The organism is Maribacter sp. 2-571 (assembly GCF_050589625.1).
Taxonomy (GTDB): Bacteria; Bacteroidota; Bacteroidia; order Flavobacteriales; family Flavobacteriaceae; genus Pelagihabitans.
Genome location: NZ_JBNGOP010000015.1, coordinates 74,534 through 96,411, shown reverse-complemented (window position 1 = coordinate 96,411; position 21,878 = coordinate 74,534). Strand labels below are relative to the sequence as shown.

Genomic DNA, 21,878 nt, shown 5'->3' with positions numbered 1-21,878 from the left:
TAGCCAGTAACGTGTGTTCATAAACTTTCCCTGATCGATAATTTCGCGGCAGTATGGAAGCTGTCGTTACCGTCGGTCAAAAGCATTGATGTCACCTTTTTCAATAAGGAATCGTTGAACCAATTGAGGGCGGTTATTTTTTTTGAGGTATGTTGAAAGTACTCTCGTTCGAACATCGCGATCAAACCCACGTCTGCGCCAAGTTCCAATTTATTGGAATCGATCAACTTCATCAGATGAAACAAGGAAGGTTCATCCAAAACTAAGTAAGCGTTTCCAGCGTGTATTTTTTCGGCTTCCTCTATGATACTGCCCTTTAAAAAGTGCGTATCGCAGAGCTTGAAAAACCCTTTTATGATTTGATATGGAAAATTTTCATTTTCGGGAAGTATGAGGTTTAAACCGTCGTATGCCTTTAAGGAAGGTAAAATTTTTTTAAAAGATGTTTGGATATCTTGTTCTATGTCCAAGAAAACATCTTGCCTACTGTCCGATAAGGTATTTTTCTCATATAGTATGGAAACCATTCTATTTCGAAATGTTTTGCGCCTTAAAATGGCTTTAAACCGCTCGGTCGCCATGGTAAGGGGCTCCAATAAAAATTTATGATAGTATACTCCCTTTTCATCAATGATTTTTTCAAGTTTTTCGGTATCGTTAAAGTACTGTTTAACGTCGATGTAAATATTGTTTTTGCTCATGTTGGAGCACAGGGTTTGATAAAAAATGCGATTCGCACTGGTATACTCATTTATTAATATCAGAATGCTTCTTGAATTGGGCTTGTTTTTGGCCGAACTTACGAAATATCCTTTGCGGTATACCGAAGTAATCAATCCGGTGCGATGTAGATCTTTATATGCCCTAAGAATGGTATCTCGCGATAGTTCATAGGCTAAGCTAGACTCTACTATTGAAGGGAGCCTTTGCCCTTCCTTTAGGGTGCCTGTATAAATTTTAGACTTAATACTGTTGGCAAGTTGCAGGTACTTTGGTGTACGTTGGTTCACTAGGCCATCATAAAGAGTTGCTTCCATAATCCTTTTTTTTAATCCAAATTTGAGTTGCATTTGAAAAGGTCCTTTTGTTGTGGAGTGCGCTGCTATGGTCTTTTACGCCATATAACTTATAACGATAAAAGAATGGGCGGGGCCTAGGACTTATCCGTATTTATAATTCCGAATAGCGCTCGCCTATCGAGTGATATGGGATAAAGCTATGGCGAATAGACTTCATAATGCTGAAGCAAGTCTAAGAACTTTTTTAATTTAATTTTAGGATATTAACCGTTGCGTAAACCGTTAAACCTACTGTTTTATACTTTTTCCTGGCGAGTTGATTTTGGCTGTCAAGAACCATTCGGTTTTTTAAAATGGAATGTTGCCTTCTCTCAATAACAGCATAATTTTATTGTAAACAATTGATAAACAGCATTTAATATAATGTTCAAAATGTTAACTCCATCATATGCTAATTGCTTTTGCGTTGGAAATAAGAAGAACTGTTGAAATTGTGCCCCTCAAGAAAGGGAAATTGTGGGCATTGGGCATGACCTGCTTTTATGAAGCCATAATTTTTAAAAGTCCCGAGAAATGTTTCATGGTAACGGTAGGGACGGGATGTTCATGGGAAAGTATAGGGACTAGGTTTCCCAAAAACCGCTTCCGGAGAAACAATAGAAACAGCTGATCCCGATCTTAGGGTTTATGGGTCTATTTTTGGATAAACGCAATCAGGTCAAACGTGCAACGGAAACAGGTGTGGGCCCCGGTTATAATTTCCAGGAAGCCTGTATTGAGTCTAGGGCATGCAAACCGACAATACGGGAACTGATAACGGCGTTTTCGATTGCCTTAACTTCGATCAGCATTTCATAAAATTCTGGAAGCTCGTTTTGAGAGGCGTTCAAAGCTTTGCTCAACTCGTTTCCTTTTTCTGGATCGGTAAAATAGGCTAGACTAGTATCGATACCAAAGTTCCACAGTCCGCCGAAAACCAACAATGGTTTTGAATAAGGCCCCATTGTTTTGGTTACCAAACAGTAATCTGTAACCTCTCTATTTTTGTTTACCGAAGGGTCATATATTGTGGTGCTTTTGTTTTGAGGATCGGTATACTGTATGGATGGCTTGTCCTCGTACTGAAATTTGTAATGCACCCCAACAGTGGAAAAAAGCGAAAGATTGTTTAGTGATCCAATGGCTAAAATTTCTTTGTTCTTAAGAGTTTCGGGGTCAAGGTTGCTCATGGGTCGAATTTGAAATTCCTTGTTCACCTTTCCAAAAGCGGTACTGACCCGATTGGTCCAAAGACTACTTCTAAAAGGTATGGAGGTTTGCGGAAACTGATTGTACTTAATGGTGCTATCACCATATTTACTAATGTAAAACTCAAAATCCCTTCTGTTTTTAACATTATCACTTCTCAAAACCCGCTTTCGGGGCAGTTTGGGGTCGTACTCTGTCCAAAGGAAAAAATCTCCAAGGACCAGTGTGGCTTTGTCCCCACGGGCCGAAAAAATTTCATTTAGCAATATGTTGTTTTGTAGCGCCCCTGGCCCGGAATGTACTTTCCAATTCCAGAGACCAAAAAACGATAGTAATATGAAAAGCGAACTGAAAATCAGGACTTTGCGGCCCATTTTTTTGTTGTTCTCCTTTTTATTGTCCTCAAAAACAACTGCATACCCCCCTTTTGGAATCGATAATTTTATAGGGTCTTTCAACCCTTTGGTCGCGTAATATGAGGCCAGCTTTTTCCTTAGCTTGTATACGTATACCCGAACCATCGGATTTTGGACGGAGTCAAAATTCTCCTTGCCAAAAATGGTCAGGGCAATATCGGCCTCTTTTGGAACATAGGCATCGAAAGAGCATTCGACCAAAAATTTCAAAAGGTTGCCATAAGTGTCCGAATTACCGAAAACCTTTGCATCTATTATTTTTTTGACCAGATCAAGTTTTTCCGTGTTGTTCATTTTTTACATTCAGATCGGGAGCACATTGATATATGCGATACCCGCATAAGGATTCAAATCACAAAACCATGGCGCACCAGGCCAGAAAGTTCTATGATTTTATGTTACTTTAATGCCTTATAATAGGCGTTTTTGTGGAGGGTAAATAGGCGGGAATACCATAAAACATGCCCAAATGAAGTTAATTATTGTCCTATAGGGAGACTTTTAAAAGGTTTTAATAGTGATTCAATATAATGAAAAAGTAGCAAATAGCGACACAACATCGTATTGATATCAAAAAGGATTCAAAGAATGTACACTATGGAATATATAGCAGGGAATAGTTCTTTTTTAATGGCTACCACAGCTACTGTTTCAAAAGGAGGGGTCGCCACTTGAACTTTTTAAGTATAATAAAAGGGAAAGGCACTGGTAATCTGCTTCGATTTTCATAAAACAACCATTTATAGATGCTAAAAAATTGTTTCAATCCCAACGTTTTGACCATGCTGGTTTCGTTGGCAACCGTTTTGGTGGGTAATGCCCAAAAGTCTCCTACAAAAGATACGAGACCAAATATTATTTTTATCATGTCGGATGATCATGCCTACCAAGCGATCGGATCGTATGATACGACATTACTGCGTACGCCCCACATTGATCGTATTGCTAAAGAGGGCATGATTTTTACCAATGCAAGTGTCACAAACTCGATCTGTGCTCCTTCAAGGGCGGTTATCCTCACAGGGAAACACAGTCATATCAATGGTAAAATAGACAATAGAACCCCATTCGATACGACTCAGACCACATTTCCCCAATTGTTTAAAAAAGCCGGGTACCAAACCGCGCTCTTTGGAAAATTGCATTTTGGGAACAGTCCTAAAGGTATCGATGAGTTTATGATTTTGCCCGGTCAGGGATATTATCTTAACCCGGACTTTATAACAAAAAAAGGGGATACCGTTCAAGTAAAGGGATACGCCACGGATATTATTACCGATATGACCCTAAACTGGCTGGAAAATGACCGACAAAGGGACAAACCCTTTATGCTAATGTATTTACACAAGGCCCCTCATAGGCCCTGGTGGCCCAGAGCCGATAAGTTTAAAGAATTTTACAACAAAAAATTCCCGCTTCCGGAGACCTTGTTCGATGCTTATGAAAATCGGGGTTCGGCGGCCAAAACGGCCGAAATGAATATTCTGTACCATATGTTGTACGGCCATGACAGCAAAGTAAAACCGGAAACTTGGGATGTTATGAAAGCAATCGAACCCAAGGTCCAGGAAAGAAGGGACCGTTTTTACGACGATTATGATCGTATGGATAACGAACAAAAAATCGCTTATGATGCGGTTTTGAACCGCATTAATGAGGATTTTAGAAGAAATTGGCCCAACATGACCCAAAGGCAAAAAATGGAATGGAAGTATCAACGGTATATGCAGGACTATTTAGGTAGTGTTTCTTCAGTTGATGATAACGTTGGCCGTGTTTTAACCTATTTGGACGACAGTGGTATAGCCGAGAATACCATTGTAGTATACACTTCGGATCAGGGGTTTTATTTAGGGGAGCACGGTTGGTTCGACAAACGTTTCGTTTACGAGGAGTCGTTTAAAACGCCATTATTGATTCGATGGCCCAATGTTATTGGACCGGGGACCACGGAAGACGAGATGGTACAAAACCTGGATTTCGCACAAACTTTTTTGGCCGCTGCGGGAATTGGCGCACCAGCCGACATGCAAGGGGAAAACTTGATGCCCTTATTGGAAGGGGAAAAAGAAAATTGGACGCGTGAAGCCGTATATTATCATTACTATGAATATCCCAGTGTTCATATGGTAAAAAGACACTATGCAATCGTTACCAAAAAATATAAACTTATCCATTTTTACTATGATGTTGACGAATGGGAACTGTATGATAGAATCAACGACCCTAAAGAATTAAAAAACCGCTATGATGATCCCGACTACGCAGAGGTGATTGCCCAGCTCAAAGAAGAGTTGCTTGCATTACGAGTGCAATACGGCGACTCGGAAGAATTGGATCAAAAATATATCGAAGCCTATACCTTAGATCGCTGATACATTCTTTTAGTCACCCGGACGCTATAATTTTCTTAGGTTTTTTCTATCGTTTAATTTCTACGACTACTAGGTTTTCCCATAGGTTGGGCAAAACCCAAGTGCTGAAAAAATCGAATTTATAATCGGTACCGATACGCCGGTACTCCGGTAAACTTTGGAACATGTTTTCTTCATTTCCAACCATATCTTGTTTCTTTTTTTTCTGTACGATAGGTTTCGAAGCTACCCTAAAATTAGGCTTGGGCGCGTTTATGATACTATGCCCGTATCCTTTTTGTTATTCCGGACCATAGCCAGGTGTTCAGTATCTTTTTTTGTCTGGTCAGTATCTGTTGTGGGTTTGTTCCGATAGCGGTACTCTATGGCAATGCGCTTGAAAATTGCCCCAAAACAGCTGGTTTAACCGTTATTTTAACGGTTTATGGAACGGTTAAAACCAATAACATTGTCCTTTATAAAACTTAATATTGAGAAGATAAAACGCAACAGTTTATTTTGAGATTTTACCGATTAGTAGCGCTGAATATGTTAACACAAAACAAAAGGAATACTAATATCGAACATTTTAAAAATCTTGAAGATTATGAAAAGAAAATTACGGACGATCGTTATTTTGACCGCGCTTTTTTTTAGCGGATTTGAGCTGACCGCTCAGGATGTCGGCATGAATTTGGGAGACCCTGTATCGGGCTTATCCTATGTCGACGTTGTTAAGGATACCAGAGGTTTTCAAAACCCCACCAATTCTAGTTTGGAGGTACCTTTGGACAATAATGGCTGGCCACGTGCAGATTTTTCATTAACCTGTTTTGATTTGCGAAATACCAGGGGAAATGGGCAAGATGTAACCGAAGAGAACCCTAACCCTGATCCTGCCGAAGACCCGAACCCTCCAAAACTCGATGTTGAAGGAATTTACAGGGCATCTTTTAAGGGAAAGGCAAAAAAGATAAAGATGAAGGCATCCCAAGCCGTTATTTTGGATACGCTCTATAACGAAGCGACCAATACCACCACGTTTAAAGTGGACTACAAGCCAAGGGACGAGGGGCGACCATTTTTCGCAATAGAAATGACCGGAACCCAGCGGAACAACAATGCACCCTTGAATTCCGGAATAACCGATTTAAAAATCCACAGACCTGGGTACCCTTTGAACACGAATAAACTGTTTACCGACGAATGGATCGGTTTTGTAGCACCATTCGATACGTATCGATTTATGGATTGGTCGCATACCAACAACAACGCAAAATTTGTAGTAACCGAGAAACAAGGGGGTACAGCCCACGGGGCCTTTGGAGGTAAGCTGGAACGAACGGCTTACGACACGGCAAAACGACGCCACCACGGGTAAAAACCCGGTTGACGCTTTGGGTAAAACTACCCGTGGCATGCCCTGGGAGAATATCGCCGAATTTATTAAGATTACAGGTAAAGATGCTTGGATCAATATTCCGGTACATGCAAACAACAACTATGTGAGGGAGTTGGCAAGGCTGTTAAAAAGAGAGATTCCACAGCAAACGACCCTTTACCTTGAATATAGTAATGAGATTTGGAATTTTACTTTTTCCCAAACCGCATGGAATTTTCAAAAGGCAAAGGAGGATGTTAGTAACGGCATTGGTAATCTTGACTATGATGATGGAGTACTGTTGGATGGGGATTCTAATGATAACTTATGGGCGGCCCGAAGATTTGCCAGGCGTACCGTGGAAATCGGACAGATTTTTAAACAAGAGGGACTGGGCGAAATAGGAGGAAGAATACGGCCGGTATTGGCCTTCTATAGCAGTAGGCCGGCTTTTGATGCGGCTGGAGGGAAGTTAAATGCCACTCGCGCAATGTTAAATTATATCAAGGATAATTTTGGTCCACCAAAAGAATACATTAGTTCCATTGCTACTACCGGATATTTTGGAGGACCTGATTTTGTGGTTTTAGAGGAAGGCGCCAGTGTCAATGAAATTTTAAATGCCTATAATGCCGGGATTCCAAGATATGATGAATTCGCAGACCTTGCCGAGGAATATGAAGTTGACTATGATGCTTATGAGGGAGCTCCGGGGTTTCGACCGAACTTCACCACAAACCTAGAAAACCGCATACGGGCTGAACGCAATAGAAGAATGGGGGATTTGTTGAAACGGAATATTGTGGACGGCTTCTTCTCCAATGGAGGAAGGAAATTCATGTATTTTGCTTCCCATAAGTTTTATAATAGAAGCGGTTTTTGGGGTACTACGGACATTGTTACCGACAAAAATCGTGATTTTAAGTATAGGGCGCTGCTGGACGTGATTGCGGGCAATGTGGATAAGAAACCTATTTTAATAAAGGATTCACTAAATATCGGGTTTCAAGGGAAAACATATGATTCGGAAATAGTCGTTTTCGGTGGAGACCTACCGGTAAATCTGTCAAAGACTTCGGGTAGTCTGCCCAGAGGACTGTCTTTCTCCGATGGAAGGATTATTGGCGTTCCCACCGAAGAGGGAAAATTTAACTTTAGGATTACGGCTACCGATGCGAACGGGGATACCGATGTTAGGGACGCAACGATTACCATATCCCGTACTTTTGATATTCCTTTTATTGGGACCGCACCGGAAATCGATGGTCGCCAAGACGATATTTGGAACGGTATCGGGTCCAGAACGTTGAATAGGGTGATACGCCCTAGCAATGATGCGGTGGTCTCGCCCTCCGATCTGGATGTCACCTTTAAAACGGCCTGGGATGAAAATGCACTTTATTTTCTAGTAGATGTTGTGGACGATGTACTCATAAAGGATTCCGATGCGCCTTTTAACGACGATGGCATTGAAATTTATTTAGATCCGGGGAATGAGAAAAGCGACACCTACGATTTGTTGGACAGACAATTGATATTTCGATATAATGACCCCGTAAACAGGGCGAACAGCACGCTTCCCGCCGGACTCCGAAGAGAAGAAGTAGAAACGGAGAAAGGATACCGTATGGAAATAGCGATACCCTGGTCCGGGATAGGGATAAACGGCCCTTCCAATGGCGATTTGTTCGGTTTTGATGTGCATGCCGCCGACGATGACGATGGAGGTGCGCGGGACAACAAAAAATCCTTTAACAGCGTAAACGACCTCGCATTCCGAAATACCACCGTGTTCGCCACCGGTAAATTTACGGGGGGCAGTGGCGGTCCCGTAGTGGAAACGGCCGAATACTATGTTATTAGGAACAAAAAGAGCGGGAAGTACCTCAGACCTGAAAATGGCAATGGAAAATCAAAGATCATTGCCGCAAATAGGCGCCCGAACGACTGGTTCAAGTGGGAAAAAGTTCCGACGACCAATGGGTTCTTTTATCTTAAAAATAAGCAGACCGGATTGCATTTTAGACCTGTTTCAAAAAGGGAGGGGGCACAAATGGAAACCCTGACCAGTGACGCTCGCGGTACACGAACGCAATGGAAAACCATCCCGATCGCGGGCGATAACTTCTTCTTCCTTAAAAACAGGAGAACCGGTAAAATTTTACATACGACGACCAATAGATCTGGGGGAGATGTTGTACAGAAGTCGACCAGTTTTACGGGAGACCGGGGACGTTTCCGGTTACAGCCCGTAAACAGTGGCCAAACTGCCGCTGCGCCGCAAGTTACCACTGTACAAACTGCCGAAGTGTCAACATCTGCGATAGCAAAGGCATTTCCGAATCCTATGTTAAATGAACTTACCATCATTAATGTGGAAAAAAGTGAATTTTATCGCATCACGAATATCCAGACCGGCCGTACCGTTTCGTCTGGCACGTTGTCCGGATCCGATTTGGAAACGATAGATGTGAGCAACTTAAGCAAAGGCCTGTTTTTGTTGGAGTATGGTACCCAAAAAATTAAGTTGGTCAAATAGCGGGGATTTGGTTTGCGAAGAAACCGTAGCGACGAATGCTGTTGCTACGGTTTTTTTTTGTTCCGAACAAGTGTTCAATTGAAGCGCACACGCTTTATTGCAGTATTTCATTCTCTCGAAAACAGCATATTACATAAGCGCATATGGTGTAAGTAATACTAAGCCGCAGTTGATTTCATAGCGCAATGGTATGAAGGTATTTTTATACTGGCGACAGGTCGTTGTTTTTGTTCCGATAGTCCGTTCTAAGGCAAATACCCTAAACGTATCGTGCCAATGTTTAATACCGCTTACGTCATTTTTTTGATTGCAAATGGTCGTACCGGTTCTTCCCCTATGTAGGCCCATATTGGTAAGCAAATACAATCTTCTTTTGGTTTTTTTGCCTGTGCTTGAGCAGGGATAAATAGGTCTATACCCCATAAAGATCGATCAAGATTTACCGTGTTATAATGCCTGCTATTCATCATTTATAGTACGTTTTAAGGAAAGAAATACGTTATCGTTACGCTGAAAGGGTATTTGTAAGGCAACTTTAAACGAGACTTGATTCAGGGCTGCAAAGAAATGCGGTTGGTATCTGTCGTTAATCCTGTTCGCAGTTTTCACCTTTTCGGTCAGGATTTAAAAAAGAGCAATGGAATATTGTGAAGCCCTAGTTGCCCAAGAGCTTCAAAAAATTCTCTTGAACGCTAGCAGAAAAACGATAGTGGTAAGGGAATGCTCCCTTTCGAGTTGGTTTTGTTTTATACCGATATCCAAAAACGCAATTAAATAATGGGCACAAAAAAGGGCGGCATCGTATGATGTCGCCCTTTTTTGTGCCGGTTGCGAATCTATTGTTGACTACAACCAACTCCCATATGGCCGCTCTTTATTCTTCGTCAGTGGTCCAAAACTAATCAAAAGTGTTTTGTACCGCCGTTTTAATACCGTTACAAGAAACAATAGTGGCACTTACAGTGGCACCGGCTTTTGCCTCAAAACCTGGAGCCCATTCGATCAATTTGGTGGCCTTCAGGGTCAGCGACCCCCTGTTTTCTATCAAGTTTGCTACTCTTACCGTGTTTCCAAGCTTTAGCAGGCCATCATTCGCAGTTATACTTTCGTAGCTGTTTACGGAAAGGTCACAATACGGGCCAAGATCAAAAGCCTTATCGGGCTTATCGGTAACCGTAATGCTCTTTCTTCCCAATACCTGCCCAAAATCGTCGTAACTGTGCAAACGAAACTCATGTGTCCCCAAAGAAGTAGGGGTATATTCAAAAACCAGACCTACACTTTTGTTTTTTCCAAGTGAAGAAATAACTTCACTGGCTACATTGAAAAAGCCTACATCATTGGGTGCCTTTACCGTAACAATTACCCTTTGGTTGGTTAGGGTCGCGTTAGAGGTATTTTTGATTGTAAAAATACCACTGTGTTCTTGTGCCGCTAGCATATAATTGGGCTTGTTGAAATAATTGACACCTTCAAAAACTATGGATGTCGCTACTTGTCCCGCGTTTATCTTCCCTGTTTTTTCGGACTCACGCTCCACTTTTTCCTGTTGGGAATAAATCAGGTTCCCTTCAATTACGGACGGCAAAAAGGAGACTTCCAGATTGAGGTTGTTGAATACCATTTCGTTATAAACGTTTTTGCCCAAGGCGGTATTGGATTCTTTAGAAGAATCTAAATGGTCATCGCGTAATGTTTCTGATTTAACAACCGTTTTGGTATGGGTCAACCAATCGGATTTTGGCTGCAAAGCGGTTTCACCTTTGTCGATATCCTTTTTTAGTTGTTGTGCTAAAGAGGCCGGCAACAATGCTAAATTTAATTGCTTAAAACTATTATCAAGGCCAAGTTCCATAGCGATTTCGGTTTCATACGCCGCATTTTTCATGATCTTTTGCAACCAAGGCAAATAGCCGCTGTCGATGATGCCATCACCATCGGTATCGGCTCCCCAGGCTTCCTGTAAGTATGAAAGTTCCGTTTGGTCCATGGCAAGTCCTTTTAATGGAACCATTTCACAGGTGTCCCCGTAGGCAAGCTGTAACACCGCTTCCTTAAGAATGGTGGTGATATCATATTCCATCCTTAAAAACTGTTGTCCCTGTCCATCTTTATTGTCCCGTACCTTTAAGCGCGGGGTAATCTCAAGGGTAAAGTCAAGTTTTGGTACGATTGCAATTTTATCCGGATCAAAATCTTTTTTAAGTGTGCCTTTTGTTGTGCTTTCAATCAGGCGATCATACAGTTCGGGGTTCTTTTCCTGGAGCAACGAAAGCCACTTGTTTCCCAACGCTTCGAAAGGGTTCCTTGATCGTATCAGGTCCTCTATAAGCCGTTTGGCAGTCGTTGCCGCATTGTAAGAGATTTCCATATAAGAATTTTGAGAGATGCTCATGGGTACATCGGAAAGCTGCAAAGTATCCGTTTTACTATGGAATACCTCACGAAAAACCTCCGTTGCATCATTGGAATACGGATACTCACCATTATACGATTTCCAAAAGTCAAAGGACGCTATATCGTTTGGTGCAAATGAAAGTTCGGGTACCCGTACAAGTTCAAAACCATTTTTCCCCTGGACCAAATCAGGTTTAAAAGTAATAGTACTACTGGTAAAGGTGAAACTCACATACGGATCCAGGGTCAATAGCGCCGGGTTAAAATCGAATGTTCGCCCTGCTGTTGAAGTATTTAGACTATTAAAACTGTTTGGAAAGCTAAAGTTGGGATCTATCTCAAAATTTGTAGCGTTGGTAAACGAACTTGCCAAAGGTGCAAACTTAATGGAAGCATTATTGCTACTACTGATATTCGATGGAATTCGTGCGCCGGTCGCTACATTTCTGGTAATATCGTCGACAGTAGTTTCGTAGGTGTTTGTTTTTATATCGGCAAAATCCTTATAAAGATCTCCCGCCTCTTTCCGAAATTTTTCTAAGCCTATGGCAGCTGAAATCTTACTCATGGAAACACCATCCACGCGCACCTCATTATCATCTACGTTGTTGAAACGCACGGTCGAACCATAAAAATCGAAGGTTACCTCGTCAAAAATAAGTGCTGCAAGGTCGGAACCATTATAGTTTCCGGGAGCGTTGGCCCCCGACTTGAAGGATTTTCCCAGTGTTTTGTTTTGAATGGTTCCGTTGGAATAAGCATCTAAATTAAAAGAGGTTTGACTATCAATGCTCAGTTTACCTTTTATCGTGGGTTTGTTGAATAATTGGTAAAATCCAATAACAACACCCCTATCAAAAGTTTGTGCCGACATATCAAAAACAACATCACCTGTTTGTGCCCCAACTACGTTAGCTACGTTTTTTATATAAAATGTAGATAATAGTGCGAGTTGTTGTATGTCGATACTTTCCGGGGAATCGATTATACCTCTTAATACTGAACCAGATTTTCCAATAAAACCGGGAGCAACCGATAGTCCCGCGAAAATTTTAACAGGATCTACACCATTATTCCTCGTACCTGCAACATCTGAAACTGCGTTATAGAAGATAGTAGCTTGTGCCGCTACTGGGGCCAATACAAAGCCATTGTCGCCAGATGTTAAAAATCCATTGGGTGCACTTGTAAAACCCAACACCGTGGATTTTCCTTTTATGTGTGCTCCATACTCAAGCCCCTCTTCATAAATACCCGGTTTTACATCGGCTCTCTGATTGGTTATATCGACCCCTGTGATATTTTGATCTGTATTTTCCAATTGCCAGCCAAAATAAAGTTTGGCACTAAGGTCTGATAAACCCGACAGACTAACTTCGATATAGTTGGTAATCGCGTTCACATTCGGGTTGTTAATGTCTCCTTTGATGATGGCTCCACCAAGACCGTCCTGTATAAGAATAACTTGGTTGCCCTGAGTGTCCTGATACAAGTTGCCCTTTCCAAGTGATGTATTTACACTGCTTCCGGTAAAACCGAAACCAGAAGTCAATACTTTGTTCTGAAGCGGATTAGGGATAAGGGCATCGCCGTCTCTTTGACAATGACCTCCTGAAGGTAGTAGTAAGAGAATTCCAATTGCGAAAAGCAATCCCTTAAAGTTATTCATTTTCATAGCTTAATAATTTTCTTGGTTAAGGAAGTTCCGTTTCTAAAAAAAATCCGAACAATGTAGGTGCCCGTAGGCAGGTGTGCCACGCTATAGGTAACGGTATTTTCGGTTTTTCTGGCAATTCGTACGCCAAAGGTCTTTTGATCAAGCCCTTGAAAAACAGTACGTTTTACGGGATTTTCCGAAGAAGTGGCTACCGTAAGTTCATTTCTAACTGGGTTTGGGTACACAATGACTTTTGGGGCATCCTTGCTCGAAAAATCAGCTTTGGCACCCGATTCTTCGGACATCGCTATGATGGTCAAGGTAGGGCTGTCGATAATTACCGCATCACGAACCCCTATTTGAAGTTGGGGTGTTTCACAACCCTCAAAAGAAGTGTTTTGAGCCTGTTGTGCAGTCGTTTGGTTCATATATAAAAGCCCCATTGCCAGTATCGTAATGGGCAACATTTTTCGCATGCCGCACCTTGTTCTACTTTTGATACGTTCTCTAGTAGTTGGCATATGTTTATTGTTTTAACGTTTTCTTCAACTCTTGATTTTCTTTTTGGAGGGTTTTCACCTGTTTGTTGAGTTCGATCATGTATAGTGTTAACTCTTCCACCTTTTGCAGTAGTTTTACATCCATCATTCCCATATCCAAACCGTTCGCAAGCACTTCCGCTTCAGATGGGATTTCCGATAGGTGCCCTTCTTTGTTAATATAGTCCTCAACTTCTTCTAGCGTAGGCAAATCATAATCCTTATCAAACACAAAGTCCGCGAACACGTTAAGTTTTATAATTCCGGATTTGGCAATAAACCCGTCCCTTAAAATTAGCTTTGACCCGTCCAATACCAACTGTTCTCGGTTTCTAAGGTAAAGGCGTGCATCTCGATCACCGCTTCCACTTCTGGTAAAGTCAATGTAAGGTGTTGAAGAGGCGTTTTCACCGCGAAGCTCCAGTGCTCCACCTTGATCCTTGTTAAAGGACGACTCGCCGACGCGGTAGCCCGCTTTGGATCGTACACTACCGTTGACATCCAAACGCACACCGGGCGCCGATCTGCCGATACCTACATTACCATTTTCCGTGATTACCATTCGCGTTTCCAAATTCCCCCCGTCCCGAGTTTGGAAATACAACTTTCCGGTTTTGTTCAGCCCGGCCCGAGCGGCAAATATGGAGGCAAACGTGGTATTGTAGGTCCCACCATGGAAAAAGTCGATTTTACCAAAACTACTGCCGGGACTGCGGTTTGCACCCGTATTTCCTAAGACCAGTACGCCGCGATCTTCTCCCAGTACCCGGTAGGTCTCTGTTGCCTTCGCCGCGTTGGCAATACTTTTTCTAAAGTCTCCCCGCTGCACTTTTCTTCGTTTTGTCGTTTTCGGTGCCGCTTTTGCCTCCGGTCGTTTTTCCAATGGCTTGGGCAGAGCGGCAGTTACGGCATGGGAGTCGAATGTTTCACTGTTGGTTTCTTGGTACATTTCGTTTCCATTTGGACCGCTATAGTCCATAGCCGTAGCGGTTTCCATGTTCCCTTCCTGAGCGAATCCAATTATTGTGCTTTGCATTGCTATTGCGAATACCGTCAATAGCTGTAACCTTTTTTTTGTTCTCATGGTTATATAGTATTAAATGAATGATGTTCTTATATGGATTTATTAGTAGTTCTCCGTCGTAAAATTTCTTGGGCAGATGTTTGTAGGCTTAGGCTTTTTAAAGCTTCGGTCCATGGTTGGTAACGGTCAAAATGGTGGAGTAAATCGGCACAGGGCGTTTCACCCGACGGGGCAGTAAAACAACCGCACTTTTTTGCACGTTTCGTTTTTGCACATGTCGTTTTTTACATACCTGGCCGACGAAACAAATATGGTCGAATTCGCTAAGGGTTTTGGCCTGTACTGCACTGAAGAAGTGAACGAAAGTAGTTGTAACAATGCCTTTAATAAGCTGTTTCAGTGTTATTTACCCTAAAACAGGATGTTATTTTGGTTTTGGGCATCACAATTGTTGGCCTGGTATTGGGCTCAAATTTCTGAGGAGGGAAACGGTATTCCATTTTTTGGGAAGTTCCAGAGGGATAATTTTCCGTAGTGTTCAAACGGAATGTATAAATTCGAAAACGCTTTGATCTTTCGGCAGGCCCAGTTTTTTTTTGAGACGAAACAGTCCCTGGCGAACACTGGCATATTGGATATGCATCATGCTGGCCATGTCCTTTAAAGAAATGTTCATTTTTAGAAAACAGCATATTTTAAGCTCGGTCGGGGTTACGTTATAAATAGTGACCAAATGTTTGGTGAAACCCGGATGCGTTTCTTCAAATTGGGCGAAGAACTCCCCCCATAGTTGATTTGTTTTCAAATTACTTCCGATATCTTTTCGAGTGGCCCGTATAAGACGTTTTGTTTTTTCCGATATGCGTTCTTCCTTTACAATTTCGTTCAACTTTAATGAAAGACGGTCCATCATTTCATTATTTACGGACATGGATGCCGAATAACGCGTCACCTTTCGGTTTAGGCGCTCTTTTTCGGAAATGACGGAGTTAAGGTTTCGAGTCGCTTTTCGCTGTTTTTGAACATGTTTCCTTTTCACAAAGAATAGGTATATACCCAATATGGCCATACCACAGCCTATGACTAAAATGACACGTTTTTTTCCGTTCAACTTTTTTTCGAACCGTGAAATTTGTATTGTTTTGGATACCTCTTTGGCACTTAGTAATAAGGAAGTGGTTTTAGGGATGTTTTCGTGTTTTTCCAGACTGTCCTTTAACCGAAGTGCCCATTTGTGGTACTTGAGTTGCGAAGCTACCGAATCGTTCGTTTTTTCGAGAAGACGTTCCCGTTGTTTAATGTACTCGTACTTTTCGTCCAATGTTCCAAGGGAGTCTATGGTGCGCCCGACTAAATCGACATAATATAGCGCGCTATCGGTTTGATCCAAAACGTTATACAATTTGCTGAGGTAAATGGCCGATCGCATCTGTTGTCGTTTTGATCCCAATTGTTCCGCAAGGCGAAACGATTCCGACAGATGGCGTTCTGCCGTATGGTACGATGCCAATTTGAGGTAGCAGTTTCCTAAATTTTCCGCCACCATGGCGACATAGAGCTGTTGACCGTTTTCTTCATAGCCCGCATATGCCTCTTCAAAATAGGGTATTGCCAAAGGTATTTGGGACAGTTCCATATAACACGTACCAATATTGTTGGCCGCTGCATTTGCCAAACGGTCGTTTAGCGGTCGAAGAATTGTTTTGCTTTTTTTTAAATAAACGATTGCGGAGTCATACAGTTGTAAACGGAAATAGAGGTTGCCCAGGTTTCCGCGCGACATGCCCCGATGAAGATCCTGAAAGCGTTCGGTGTTGTTTGAAATTCGGACCGCACGTATTCCATAGGTCAATGCTTTTGGAAGATTGTTCAAGCGCCTATATACACTACTCAGTTGAATCAGTGCGTTAAACTCCGTTTTCCCATCTGCAATGTGTTTTCCAAGGGTAAGGGCCTCCATGGCGTATGCAATACTTTTGGCGTAATTATCCGTTCCCCCGATGTCGCTATAGGTGGTGGAAAGTCCGATCAAAAAGGATTTTTCAAAGTAAGTGCTATGGAGTTTTCTTGCTTTTTCCAACGATTGGGCCAATACCGTCTTTAACGAGTCCAGGTCGCGGCTTTTTCGAGATTCGAAATGTTGGATCACCGTTATAAGGGCTAAACTATCCTTGGTGCGTTCCGTGCGTAAATGTCGGCCTTCAAGGCCTAATGTTCCGAATAGGAATAGGCATAGGATAAGCGTTGGGATACCGTTTATGTTCAAAGTAAGGAAGTGTTAAAAGTGTTTTGGCAAAAGGTAACAAAACGATGTATGACCTCTGTCTCGGTTGCTATGGCGTACCATGGACCATCATTTCACATTTTTTTATGCTGTGTTAGGTTTTCCAATTAAAAAAGAGACCATTTTTACACCAGCACCAACTTTACCGATTTCCCAATGAAAATCATCGGAATTTTCCAATTCCCGTACCATGATCCTCAGTTCTTCCGGCGTATATGTTCGAAGAACGGTAATGGTACCGTCCCATAAAACTATAAATGGGACCACCGGTAAAAAATAGGTAAAAAAAAGACGCTTGATGCTGAACGGTTTTATAAAAGGTGTCATCAATATAACGAGCAGCGGAGAAATGATAGCAAAAAAAAGTAAAAAGCTTAGAGAACGCTCTTGAATTTCAAAAATTCCGATGGGCTGCTTTTTATCGATTGCATCCTGCAATACGGCTTTGCCCAGTTGGGGGTCGAAATGATGGAAGGACCGGAACAAGGTCCGGAAACCGGACAAGCGCTTTGGTACGTTGGTCGCATTTACCGAATCCGCTTCAAAATGAATGGCCCCATTCGAACGCCGCTGTTGTTTTTCAAAGGCATCGATATTTGGATAGAGATCGGTCAAGGTAATTTTAAGGGAATCGAAGCGTGGGTGCAATGCCTGATAGATCGCAAACATTCCGCCACCTCCGCCGGACCCGATATCGACCAGATGAAGGGGCTCGTAATGATGAAGTGTTTTTATCAGAACCGGTATCAGATCGTCATAAAAACGAAACCTTACCGCAATATGTTCCAAAAAGTCGGTGAGATAGTTACGCAAAATTTCCGGACATTTTTTTAGGTCTTCGAACTCGAATAGTTGTATTCTTGGAATCATTCTGGAAACGATTAAGGGTTGATTGCTTTTTTTAGTTTTGGGCGAGGAGTGATGACCGAAAGAAAAATAACCATTGGCAAGGAAGGTTTTTTAGCCTACCGTTCAAAAGAACGCTAAATAGCGGTGTCACTTCACAAAGAGGTGTCTACAAACTGTCTACAGGGGTGAAAAAGATTTCCTTGCGTCTTAAAAGAAATAGGGCATACAGGTGCACTAGTTTAGAAGAGTTTTATATCGGGGCCTTGGCGTAGTGTTGCCCATATGTAGGGTGCTATACCATAAAAATCATACCGCTTGTATGGTGTTGCTAGTATTGCCGAACAGTGACACCTTTACTATTTTTAAAGGACTCTTAACCTTTTTCAATATTTGCCAATGGGAATCCTGTACTTTACCAAACAGTTTTGTTTATGCCTGTTGGGGAGCCTTGTTTTGGTTGTCTGTAGTTGCAATACCCAAAAGAAACTCCTTTCAAGTTTTGTTCCCTCGAATCCTGTAGCGCCTGAGCAGCTTTTGTTAGGGGATCCTTATATTTTGCGAACCGATGGCAGGTATTATTTATATGGGACCACGGACAGTTCAGAGGGATTTAGATCCTGGTCTTCCGAAGATCTCAAGCATTGGGAACCGCTGGGGTTTGTTTATCGAAAAACGGAAACATCATACGGAAGCGGCAGGTTTTGGGCGCCTGAAGTACATTATGATCCGTATACCGACAATTATGTAATGGTGTACTCCGCCAAAAAGGACAAAACATCCCCATACCGGCTTTGCATGGCACGAAGCGATACCCCCAAGAGTCCTTTTTTGGACGAGCTTACACCGTATTTGCCTATTGAAGATTGGGGGCAAATAGACCCCCATTTGTTTTGGGACAAAACGGGTGCGCCCTACCTTTTTTTTAATCGGGTCGGTATTTTAACCCCTGGTTCCAAAAACGGGACATTGCATAGGGCAAAACCCTCGGCGGAAATTTATGCGGTAGCATTGACGAAGGATTTAAAAACAATGGTGGGGGTACCTACCGTATGTGTAAGGGCCTCTCAAGAATGGGAACTTTCCAGCGACTCCACTAACTATTGTAATGAGGGGAGTTTTGTTTTTGAGTTTGGAGGCCTTTACTTTATGACCTATTCGGCAAACCATTACAAGAGCCCAAAATATGGTATTGGGTATGCTACCGCTTCACATCCTCTGGGGCCTTGGAAAAAAAGTAGGAACAATCCCCTGCTGTATACCATAAAAGAAAAAGGATTATCTGGTCCGGGCCATAACTCCTTCACAAGATCGCCAGATGGCGAAGATTTGTTGATCGTGTACCATTCCCACGCCGACCCTTCAAAACCTGGGGCAAGTAGGCATTTGAATATTGAAAAGGCTTTTATTGATGCCGAGGGAAATCTTCATGTGAAAATAGCCCCAGAGCGGAAATAAGAATCTTTATGGTTTTAAAAAGGTCATTCCCAATCCATATGGATTGGGAATGACCTTTTTAAGTTTTAGTAATGCTTTGCCCTTTACCAAGTCCGATCTAGAGCGATTTTATCTTTTGCAGTAAACTCGCCCGGTGCACTTAATGGAGAGCAGGCATTCATCAAGGAATTAGCATCAATAGGATTAGAAGAAAATTGGGACGGTGTTCCTGGTATGTGTACAGCACCTAACCAAGGTTCTGGATTAGGATTCGCACAAGAGGATCGACTAAACCAGTCTGTGTGCCTTAGCCCCATAGTATGCCCTATTTCATGGGTAATCGTATGTTCTACACGGTCGGTGGGATAATTGCGGCTGGTACTACCGGTAATCATACGTCGATTGACTTGTATATTGCTAAATGGTCTGACAAAACTACTATTAACCCGTACCGGGAAACCAGTACGGCCCGTTGTACGTGGGCCTAAATCATTGAAGTATATTCTTATATTAGCCAAGTTCCGGTTATCATAATTGTATAACCTCTGAAAGTTGAATCCTATTTTTCCTTGCCTAAACAACAGATTATAGTTGTCAATAGCTCTGTTCACAGCATCGTTAGCTTTGGCATTGTTATTAGTGAAAGCGTAGATACGATATGTGAATCCATTTGAAGCTATCAACGGCATACGATAATGTCCGGTTTCACTAGCACTTTTTTTGGGAAGCATTGCTGGTAAATCTTCAGGATAAATCATAATATCATCAATATTATAGGTAATTCTTTTGTCACCGGATTCGTCTATCGTATGGGTAACCGATACATACTCATCGGAAAAGCCCAGTGCTTGTAAATATGCAATGTCTTTTTGTGGCATTTCATATCCGATGATTGGCTCGTTAAACCACTCTGAAGAGGTTTGCAGGGAATCCCTGTTTTCTTCAGTAGACTCTTTGGTACAGGAAAAAATGGCGATTACCGCCATACTTAAAAGTGCTTTTTTCATTTTTAGTTGTTTTTAAATTAAATACTTCAGTACTGCAAATCCTTAATAAATTTGTAGTGTGCTTCATAACACCCACTTTGTAGTACTGCTCATGGGCACGAATATCCTTAAAGGGATGTTAACTATTGGCCTGTTCTATACTGCTATGGGAACGGTAGATGGCTTTTTTTAAGGGGAAAAGTCGTTTGTGAAATTTTGGTTCCATATCGGCAGTTTTGCAGCAAAGAACGTTCAGAAAATACTGTCGTTTTAACATAAATCTCCGCTTTTATACCTCAAAGATTGTCTGATATTTGTTGGGAATCTAATTTTTAATTATCATTGCACTTCAAATAGTTGATATATCAATAAATATGCAGGATATCGAAAACGTCATATTGTTCCAAATAGATAAAACCGGTAAGGTGGCCAAGAGCTATTCCCAGCGGGAATTCGATCGCATCGGTTTGGGCATTACCGTGGAACAATGGATCGTATTGAAAATAATAGAGGAGTACGAGGCACTCTCGCAGCGCGAACTGGCTACCAAATCGCTACGGGACCCAGCTTCGATCACCAGAACCATCGATATTTTGGAAAAGAAAAATTATGTGGTGCGCAACAGTATTCCGGACAATAGAAGACAGTACCATTTGTCGCTTACCACAGCGGGGAAACGTTTTGTTGCCGAACATTTAGCGGTCATTAAGGCACACCGCCTAAGAAGCGTACATGGCTTTACCAAAGAAGAACTATCGCAACTGAGTGGATACCTTTCCCGTATCCAACAAAATATGAAGTGATTTTTTTTAAATTATAAATTGATATATCAATAATTGATAATATGATAAAGATGTGTTTTGTAGATGATGGCCCCAAAGTGGCCGGGTATTTTTCACCAAACCCCGGGAAGTACTACCCGGTCGACCATCTTGGGAATATGCTTTGCCTAAGGCAGGTCTCCAGATATGAAGTAAACGGGAAAACGAACCTGAAACTTGACGAGCCCCTTGGTAAAACCGCCAGTTACAGGAAAAACGGAAGCAAGTGCAAAAAGCTTCCTACCATCCTTGCCTACGACTTTATGGATGATTTTCAACATCCCTCCGGGATGCAAACTTCCGTCGAAATTGAACGATAACCCTAATATTTAAATCTTAAAATCAAGTATGATGAAAAAAGGAGTGCTTACAATGATTGCCATTTTCTCCATAGTAACTATCGGGAAGGCACAGAAACAAGAGAAGACTAAAATCAAAGAGGTGATTACGGCTTTTGCCAAAGCCGGTGATTCCAACGATTATGAAGCTTTAGATGCGTATTTGGACGATAACTATCGTGTGGTCATGAACCGTTTGTTCGGGAGTAAACAAGTGGCAATACTTCCAAAAACGGTGTATGTGGACAAGATAAAGTCCAAAGAGTTTGGTGGCGACACCCGGGAACTCACTTTTAAGAACATTACGGTAAATGGCCTTACGGCAAGTGCCGAGGTTATTTTCGTAGGAAGTAAAATGACCTTTCATTCCATTATGTTGCTTGCCAAAAATGAAGAGAACGTTTGGAAATTGGTCAGTGATATGCCCGTTGTAGAAAAATAGAACGCAATACGAGTTTATAGCATGTTATGGCGTTTCGTGGAAAGCGGCCCATATCCGAAAGGGTATCGGCCGCTTGTTGCTTCTACCCGAAATTGGATATCGGCAGTGGCGTAGTGCTTTGCCACATCAAAACATACTCTTTTCCGGGTC

The 21,878-nt window shown here is 42.0% G+C and carries 15 protein-coding genes; 7 read left to right on the top strand and 8 right to left on the bottom strand.

The annotated features are described in order from the left end of the window. Positions 1-17: 17 nt before the first annotated feature. Together ACRD7P_RS12300 and ACRD7P_RS12295 are read right to left on the bottom strand one after the other, a co-directional pair. A complete protein-coding gene (locus tag ACRD7P_RS12300; protein ID WP_430907920.1) occupies positions 18-1,037 on the bottom strand; it encodes a winged helix-turn-helix domain-containing protein in 1,020 nt (339 codons plus the stop codon). 734 nt (positions 1,038-1,771) lie between these two features. Continuing rightward, positions 1,772-2,977 (bottom strand): hypothetical protein, encoded by a 1,206-nt coding sequence (locus ACRD7P_RS12295; protein WP_430907919.1) that lies wholly within the window; start codon positions 2,975-2,977, stop codon positions 1,772-1,774. Between the two features lie 452 nt (positions 2,978-3,429). Between ACRD7P_RS12295 and ACRD7P_RS12290 the strand changes: the two genes are divergently transcribed. The 3 genes from ACRD7P_RS12290 (at position 3,430) to ACRD7P_RS12280 (ending at position 8,957) form a co-directional block, all read left to right on the top strand. Then, the gene (locus ACRD7P_RS12290; protein ID WP_430907918.1) at positions 3,430-5,058 is read left to right on the top strand and encodes a sulfatase family protein; all 1,629 of its coding nucleotides are present in this window, start codon (positions 3,430-3,432) and stop codon (positions 5,056-5,058) included. A gap of 586 nt (positions 5,059-5,644) precedes the next feature. Continuing rightward, positions 5,645-6,418 (top strand): hypothetical protein, encoded by a 774-nt coding sequence (locus ACRD7P_RS12285; protein WP_430907917.1) that lies wholly within the window; start codon positions 5,645-5,647, stop codon positions 6,416-6,418. Positions 6,419-6,455: 37 nt separating this feature from the next. Next, complete coding sequence (locus ACRD7P_RS12280) at positions 6,456-8,957, top strand: sugar-binding protein (RefSeq protein WP_430907916.1); 2,502 nt, start codon at positions 6,456-6,458, stop codon at positions 8,955-8,957. Positions 8,958-9,855: 898 nt separating this feature from the next. On the opposite strand, the gene ACRD7P_RS12275 is transcribed toward ACRD7P_RS12280, so the two are convergent. From ACRD7P_RS12275 to ACRD7P_RS12255, 5 genes are all read right to left on the bottom strand, one after another. Next, positions 9,856-13,029, bottom strand: coding sequence for a 3-coathanger stack domain-containing protein (locus tag ACRD7P_RS12275; protein ID WP_430907915.1), 3,174 nt, complete (start codon positions 13,027-13,029; stop codon positions 9,856-9,858). Next, complete coding sequence (locus tag ACRD7P_RS12270) at positions 13,026-13,532, bottom strand: T9SS type A sorting domain-containing protein (protein WP_430907914.1); 507 nt, start codon at positions 13,530-13,532, stop codon at positions 13,026-13,028. Before ACRD7P_RS12270 ends, ACRD7P_RS12275 begins: the two co-directional genes overlap by 4 nt. Positions 13,533-13,536: 4 nt before the next feature. Further along, positions 13,537-14,634: a hypothetical protein gene (locus ACRD7P_RS12265; RefSeq protein WP_430907913.1), complete on the bottom strand. Its 1,098-nt coding sequence runs from the start codon at positions 14,632-14,634 to the stop codon at positions 13,537-13,539. 478 nt (positions 14,635-15,112) lie between these two features. After that, positions 15,113-16,840 (bottom strand): tetratricopeptide repeat protein, encoded by a 1,728-nt coding sequence (locus tag ACRD7P_RS12260; protein WP_430907912.1) that lies wholly within the window; start codon positions 16,838-16,840, stop codon positions 15,113-15,115. Between the two features lie 102 nt (positions 16,841-16,942). After that, positions 16,943-17,728: a hypothetical protein gene (locus ACRD7P_RS12255; RefSeq protein ID WP_430907911.1), complete on the bottom strand. Its 786-nt coding sequence runs from the start codon at positions 17,726-17,728 to the stop codon at positions 16,943-16,945. 375 nt (positions 17,729-18,103) lie between these two features. Here ACRD7P_RS12255 and ACRD7P_RS12250 point away from each other — a divergent pair, with 375 nt between their 5' ends. Beyond that, positions 18,104-19,162: a glycoside hydrolase family 43 protein gene (locus ACRD7P_RS12250; protein ID WP_430907910.1), complete on the top strand. Its 1,059-nt coding sequence runs from the start codon at positions 18,104-18,106 to the stop codon at positions 19,160-19,162. 83 nt (positions 19,163-19,245) lie between these two features. Here the strand turns inward: ACRD7P_RS12250 and ACRD7P_RS12245 are convergent, their stop codons facing one another. Continuing rightward, positions 19,246-20,148: a M57 family metalloprotease gene (locus ACRD7P_RS12245; RefSeq protein ID WP_430907909.1), complete on the bottom strand. Its 903-nt coding sequence runs from the start codon at positions 20,146-20,148 to the stop codon at positions 19,246-19,248. Between the two features lie 353 nt (positions 20,149-20,501). Between ACRD7P_RS12245 and ACRD7P_RS12240 the strand changes: the two genes are divergently transcribed. Genes ACRD7P_RS12240 through ACRD7P_RS12230 form a run of 3 tightly spaced genes read left to right on the top strand, consistent with a single transcriptional unit; the run spans position 20,502 to position 21,728 of the window. Beyond that, a complete protein-coding gene (locus tag ACRD7P_RS12240) occupies positions 20,502-20,930 on the top strand; it encodes a MarR family winged helix-turn-helix transcriptional regulator (protein ID WP_430907908.1) in 429 nt (142 codons plus the stop codon). Between the two features lie 41 nt (positions 20,931-20,971). Then, positions 20,972-21,268 carry a hypothetical protein gene (locus ACRD7P_RS12235; RefSeq protein WP_430907907.1) on the top strand — a complete coding sequence of 99 codons (297 nt, stop codon included), beginning with the start codon at positions 20,972-20,974 and terminating at the stop codon, positions 21,266-21,268. Positions 21,269-21,296: 28 nt separating this feature from the next. Then, complete coding sequence (locus ACRD7P_RS12230) at positions 21,297-21,728, top strand: nuclear transport factor 2 family protein (RefSeq protein ID WP_430907906.1); 432 nt, start codon at positions 21,297-21,299, stop codon at positions 21,726-21,728. Positions 21,729-21,878: the final 150 nt, after the last annotated feature.

Bases quoted from the DNA above. Each gene is read 5' to 3' on its own strand.
- ACRD7P_RS12300 (WP_430907920.1), bottom strand. From the start codon at position 1,037: ATGGAAGCAACTCTTTATGATGGCCTAGTGAACCAACGTACACCAAAG.
- ACRD7P_RS12295 (WP_430907919.1), bottom strand. From the start codon at position 2,977: ATGAACAACACGGAAAAACTTGATCTGGTCAAAAAAATAATAGATGCA.
- ACRD7P_RS12290 (WP_430907918.1), top strand. From the start codon at position 3,430: ATGCTAAAAAATTGTTTCAATCCCAACGTTTTGACCATGCTGGTTTCG.
- ACRD7P_RS12285 (WP_430907917.1), top strand. From the start codon at position 5,645: ATGAAAAGAAAATTACGGACGATCGTTATTTTGACCGCGCTTTTTTTT.
- ACRD7P_RS12280 (WP_430907916.1), top strand. From the start codon at position 6,456: ATGCCCTGGGAGAATATCGCCGAATTTATTAAGATTACAGGTAAAGAT.
- ACRD7P_RS12275 (WP_430907915.1), bottom strand. From the start codon at position 13,029: ATGAAAATGAATAACTTTAAGGGATTGCTTTTCGCAATTGGAATTCTC.
- ACRD7P_RS12270 (WP_430907914.1), bottom strand. From the start codon at position 13,532: ATGCCAACTACTAGAGAACGTATCAAAAGTAGAACAAGGTGCGGCATG.
- ACRD7P_RS12265 (WP_430907913.1), bottom strand. From the start codon at position 14,634: ATGAGAACAAAAAAAAGGTTACAGCTATTGACGGTATTCGCAATAGCA.
- ACRD7P_RS12255 (WP_430907911.1), bottom strand. From the start codon at position 17,728: ATGATTCCAAGAATACAACTATTCGAGTTCGAAGACCTAAAAAAATGT.
- ACRD7P_RS12250 (WP_430907910.1), top strand. From the start codon at position 18,104: ATGGGAATCCTGTACTTTACCAAACAGTTTTGTTTATGCCTGTTGGGG.
- ACRD7P_RS12245 (WP_430907909.1), bottom strand. From the start codon at position 20,148: ATGAAAAAAGCACTTTTAAGTATGGCGGTAATCGCCATTTTTTCCTGT.
- ACRD7P_RS12240 (WP_430907908.1), top strand. From the start codon at position 20,502: ATGCAGGATATCGAAAACGTCATATTGTTCCAAATAGATAAAACCGGT.
- ACRD7P_RS12235 (WP_430907907.1), top strand. From the start codon at position 20,972: ATGATAAAGATGTGTTTTGTAGATGATGGCCCCAAAGTGGCCGGGTAT.
- ACRD7P_RS12230 (WP_430907906.1), top strand. From the start codon at position 21,297: ATGATGAAAAAAGGAGTGCTTACAATGATTGCCATTTTCTCCATAGTA.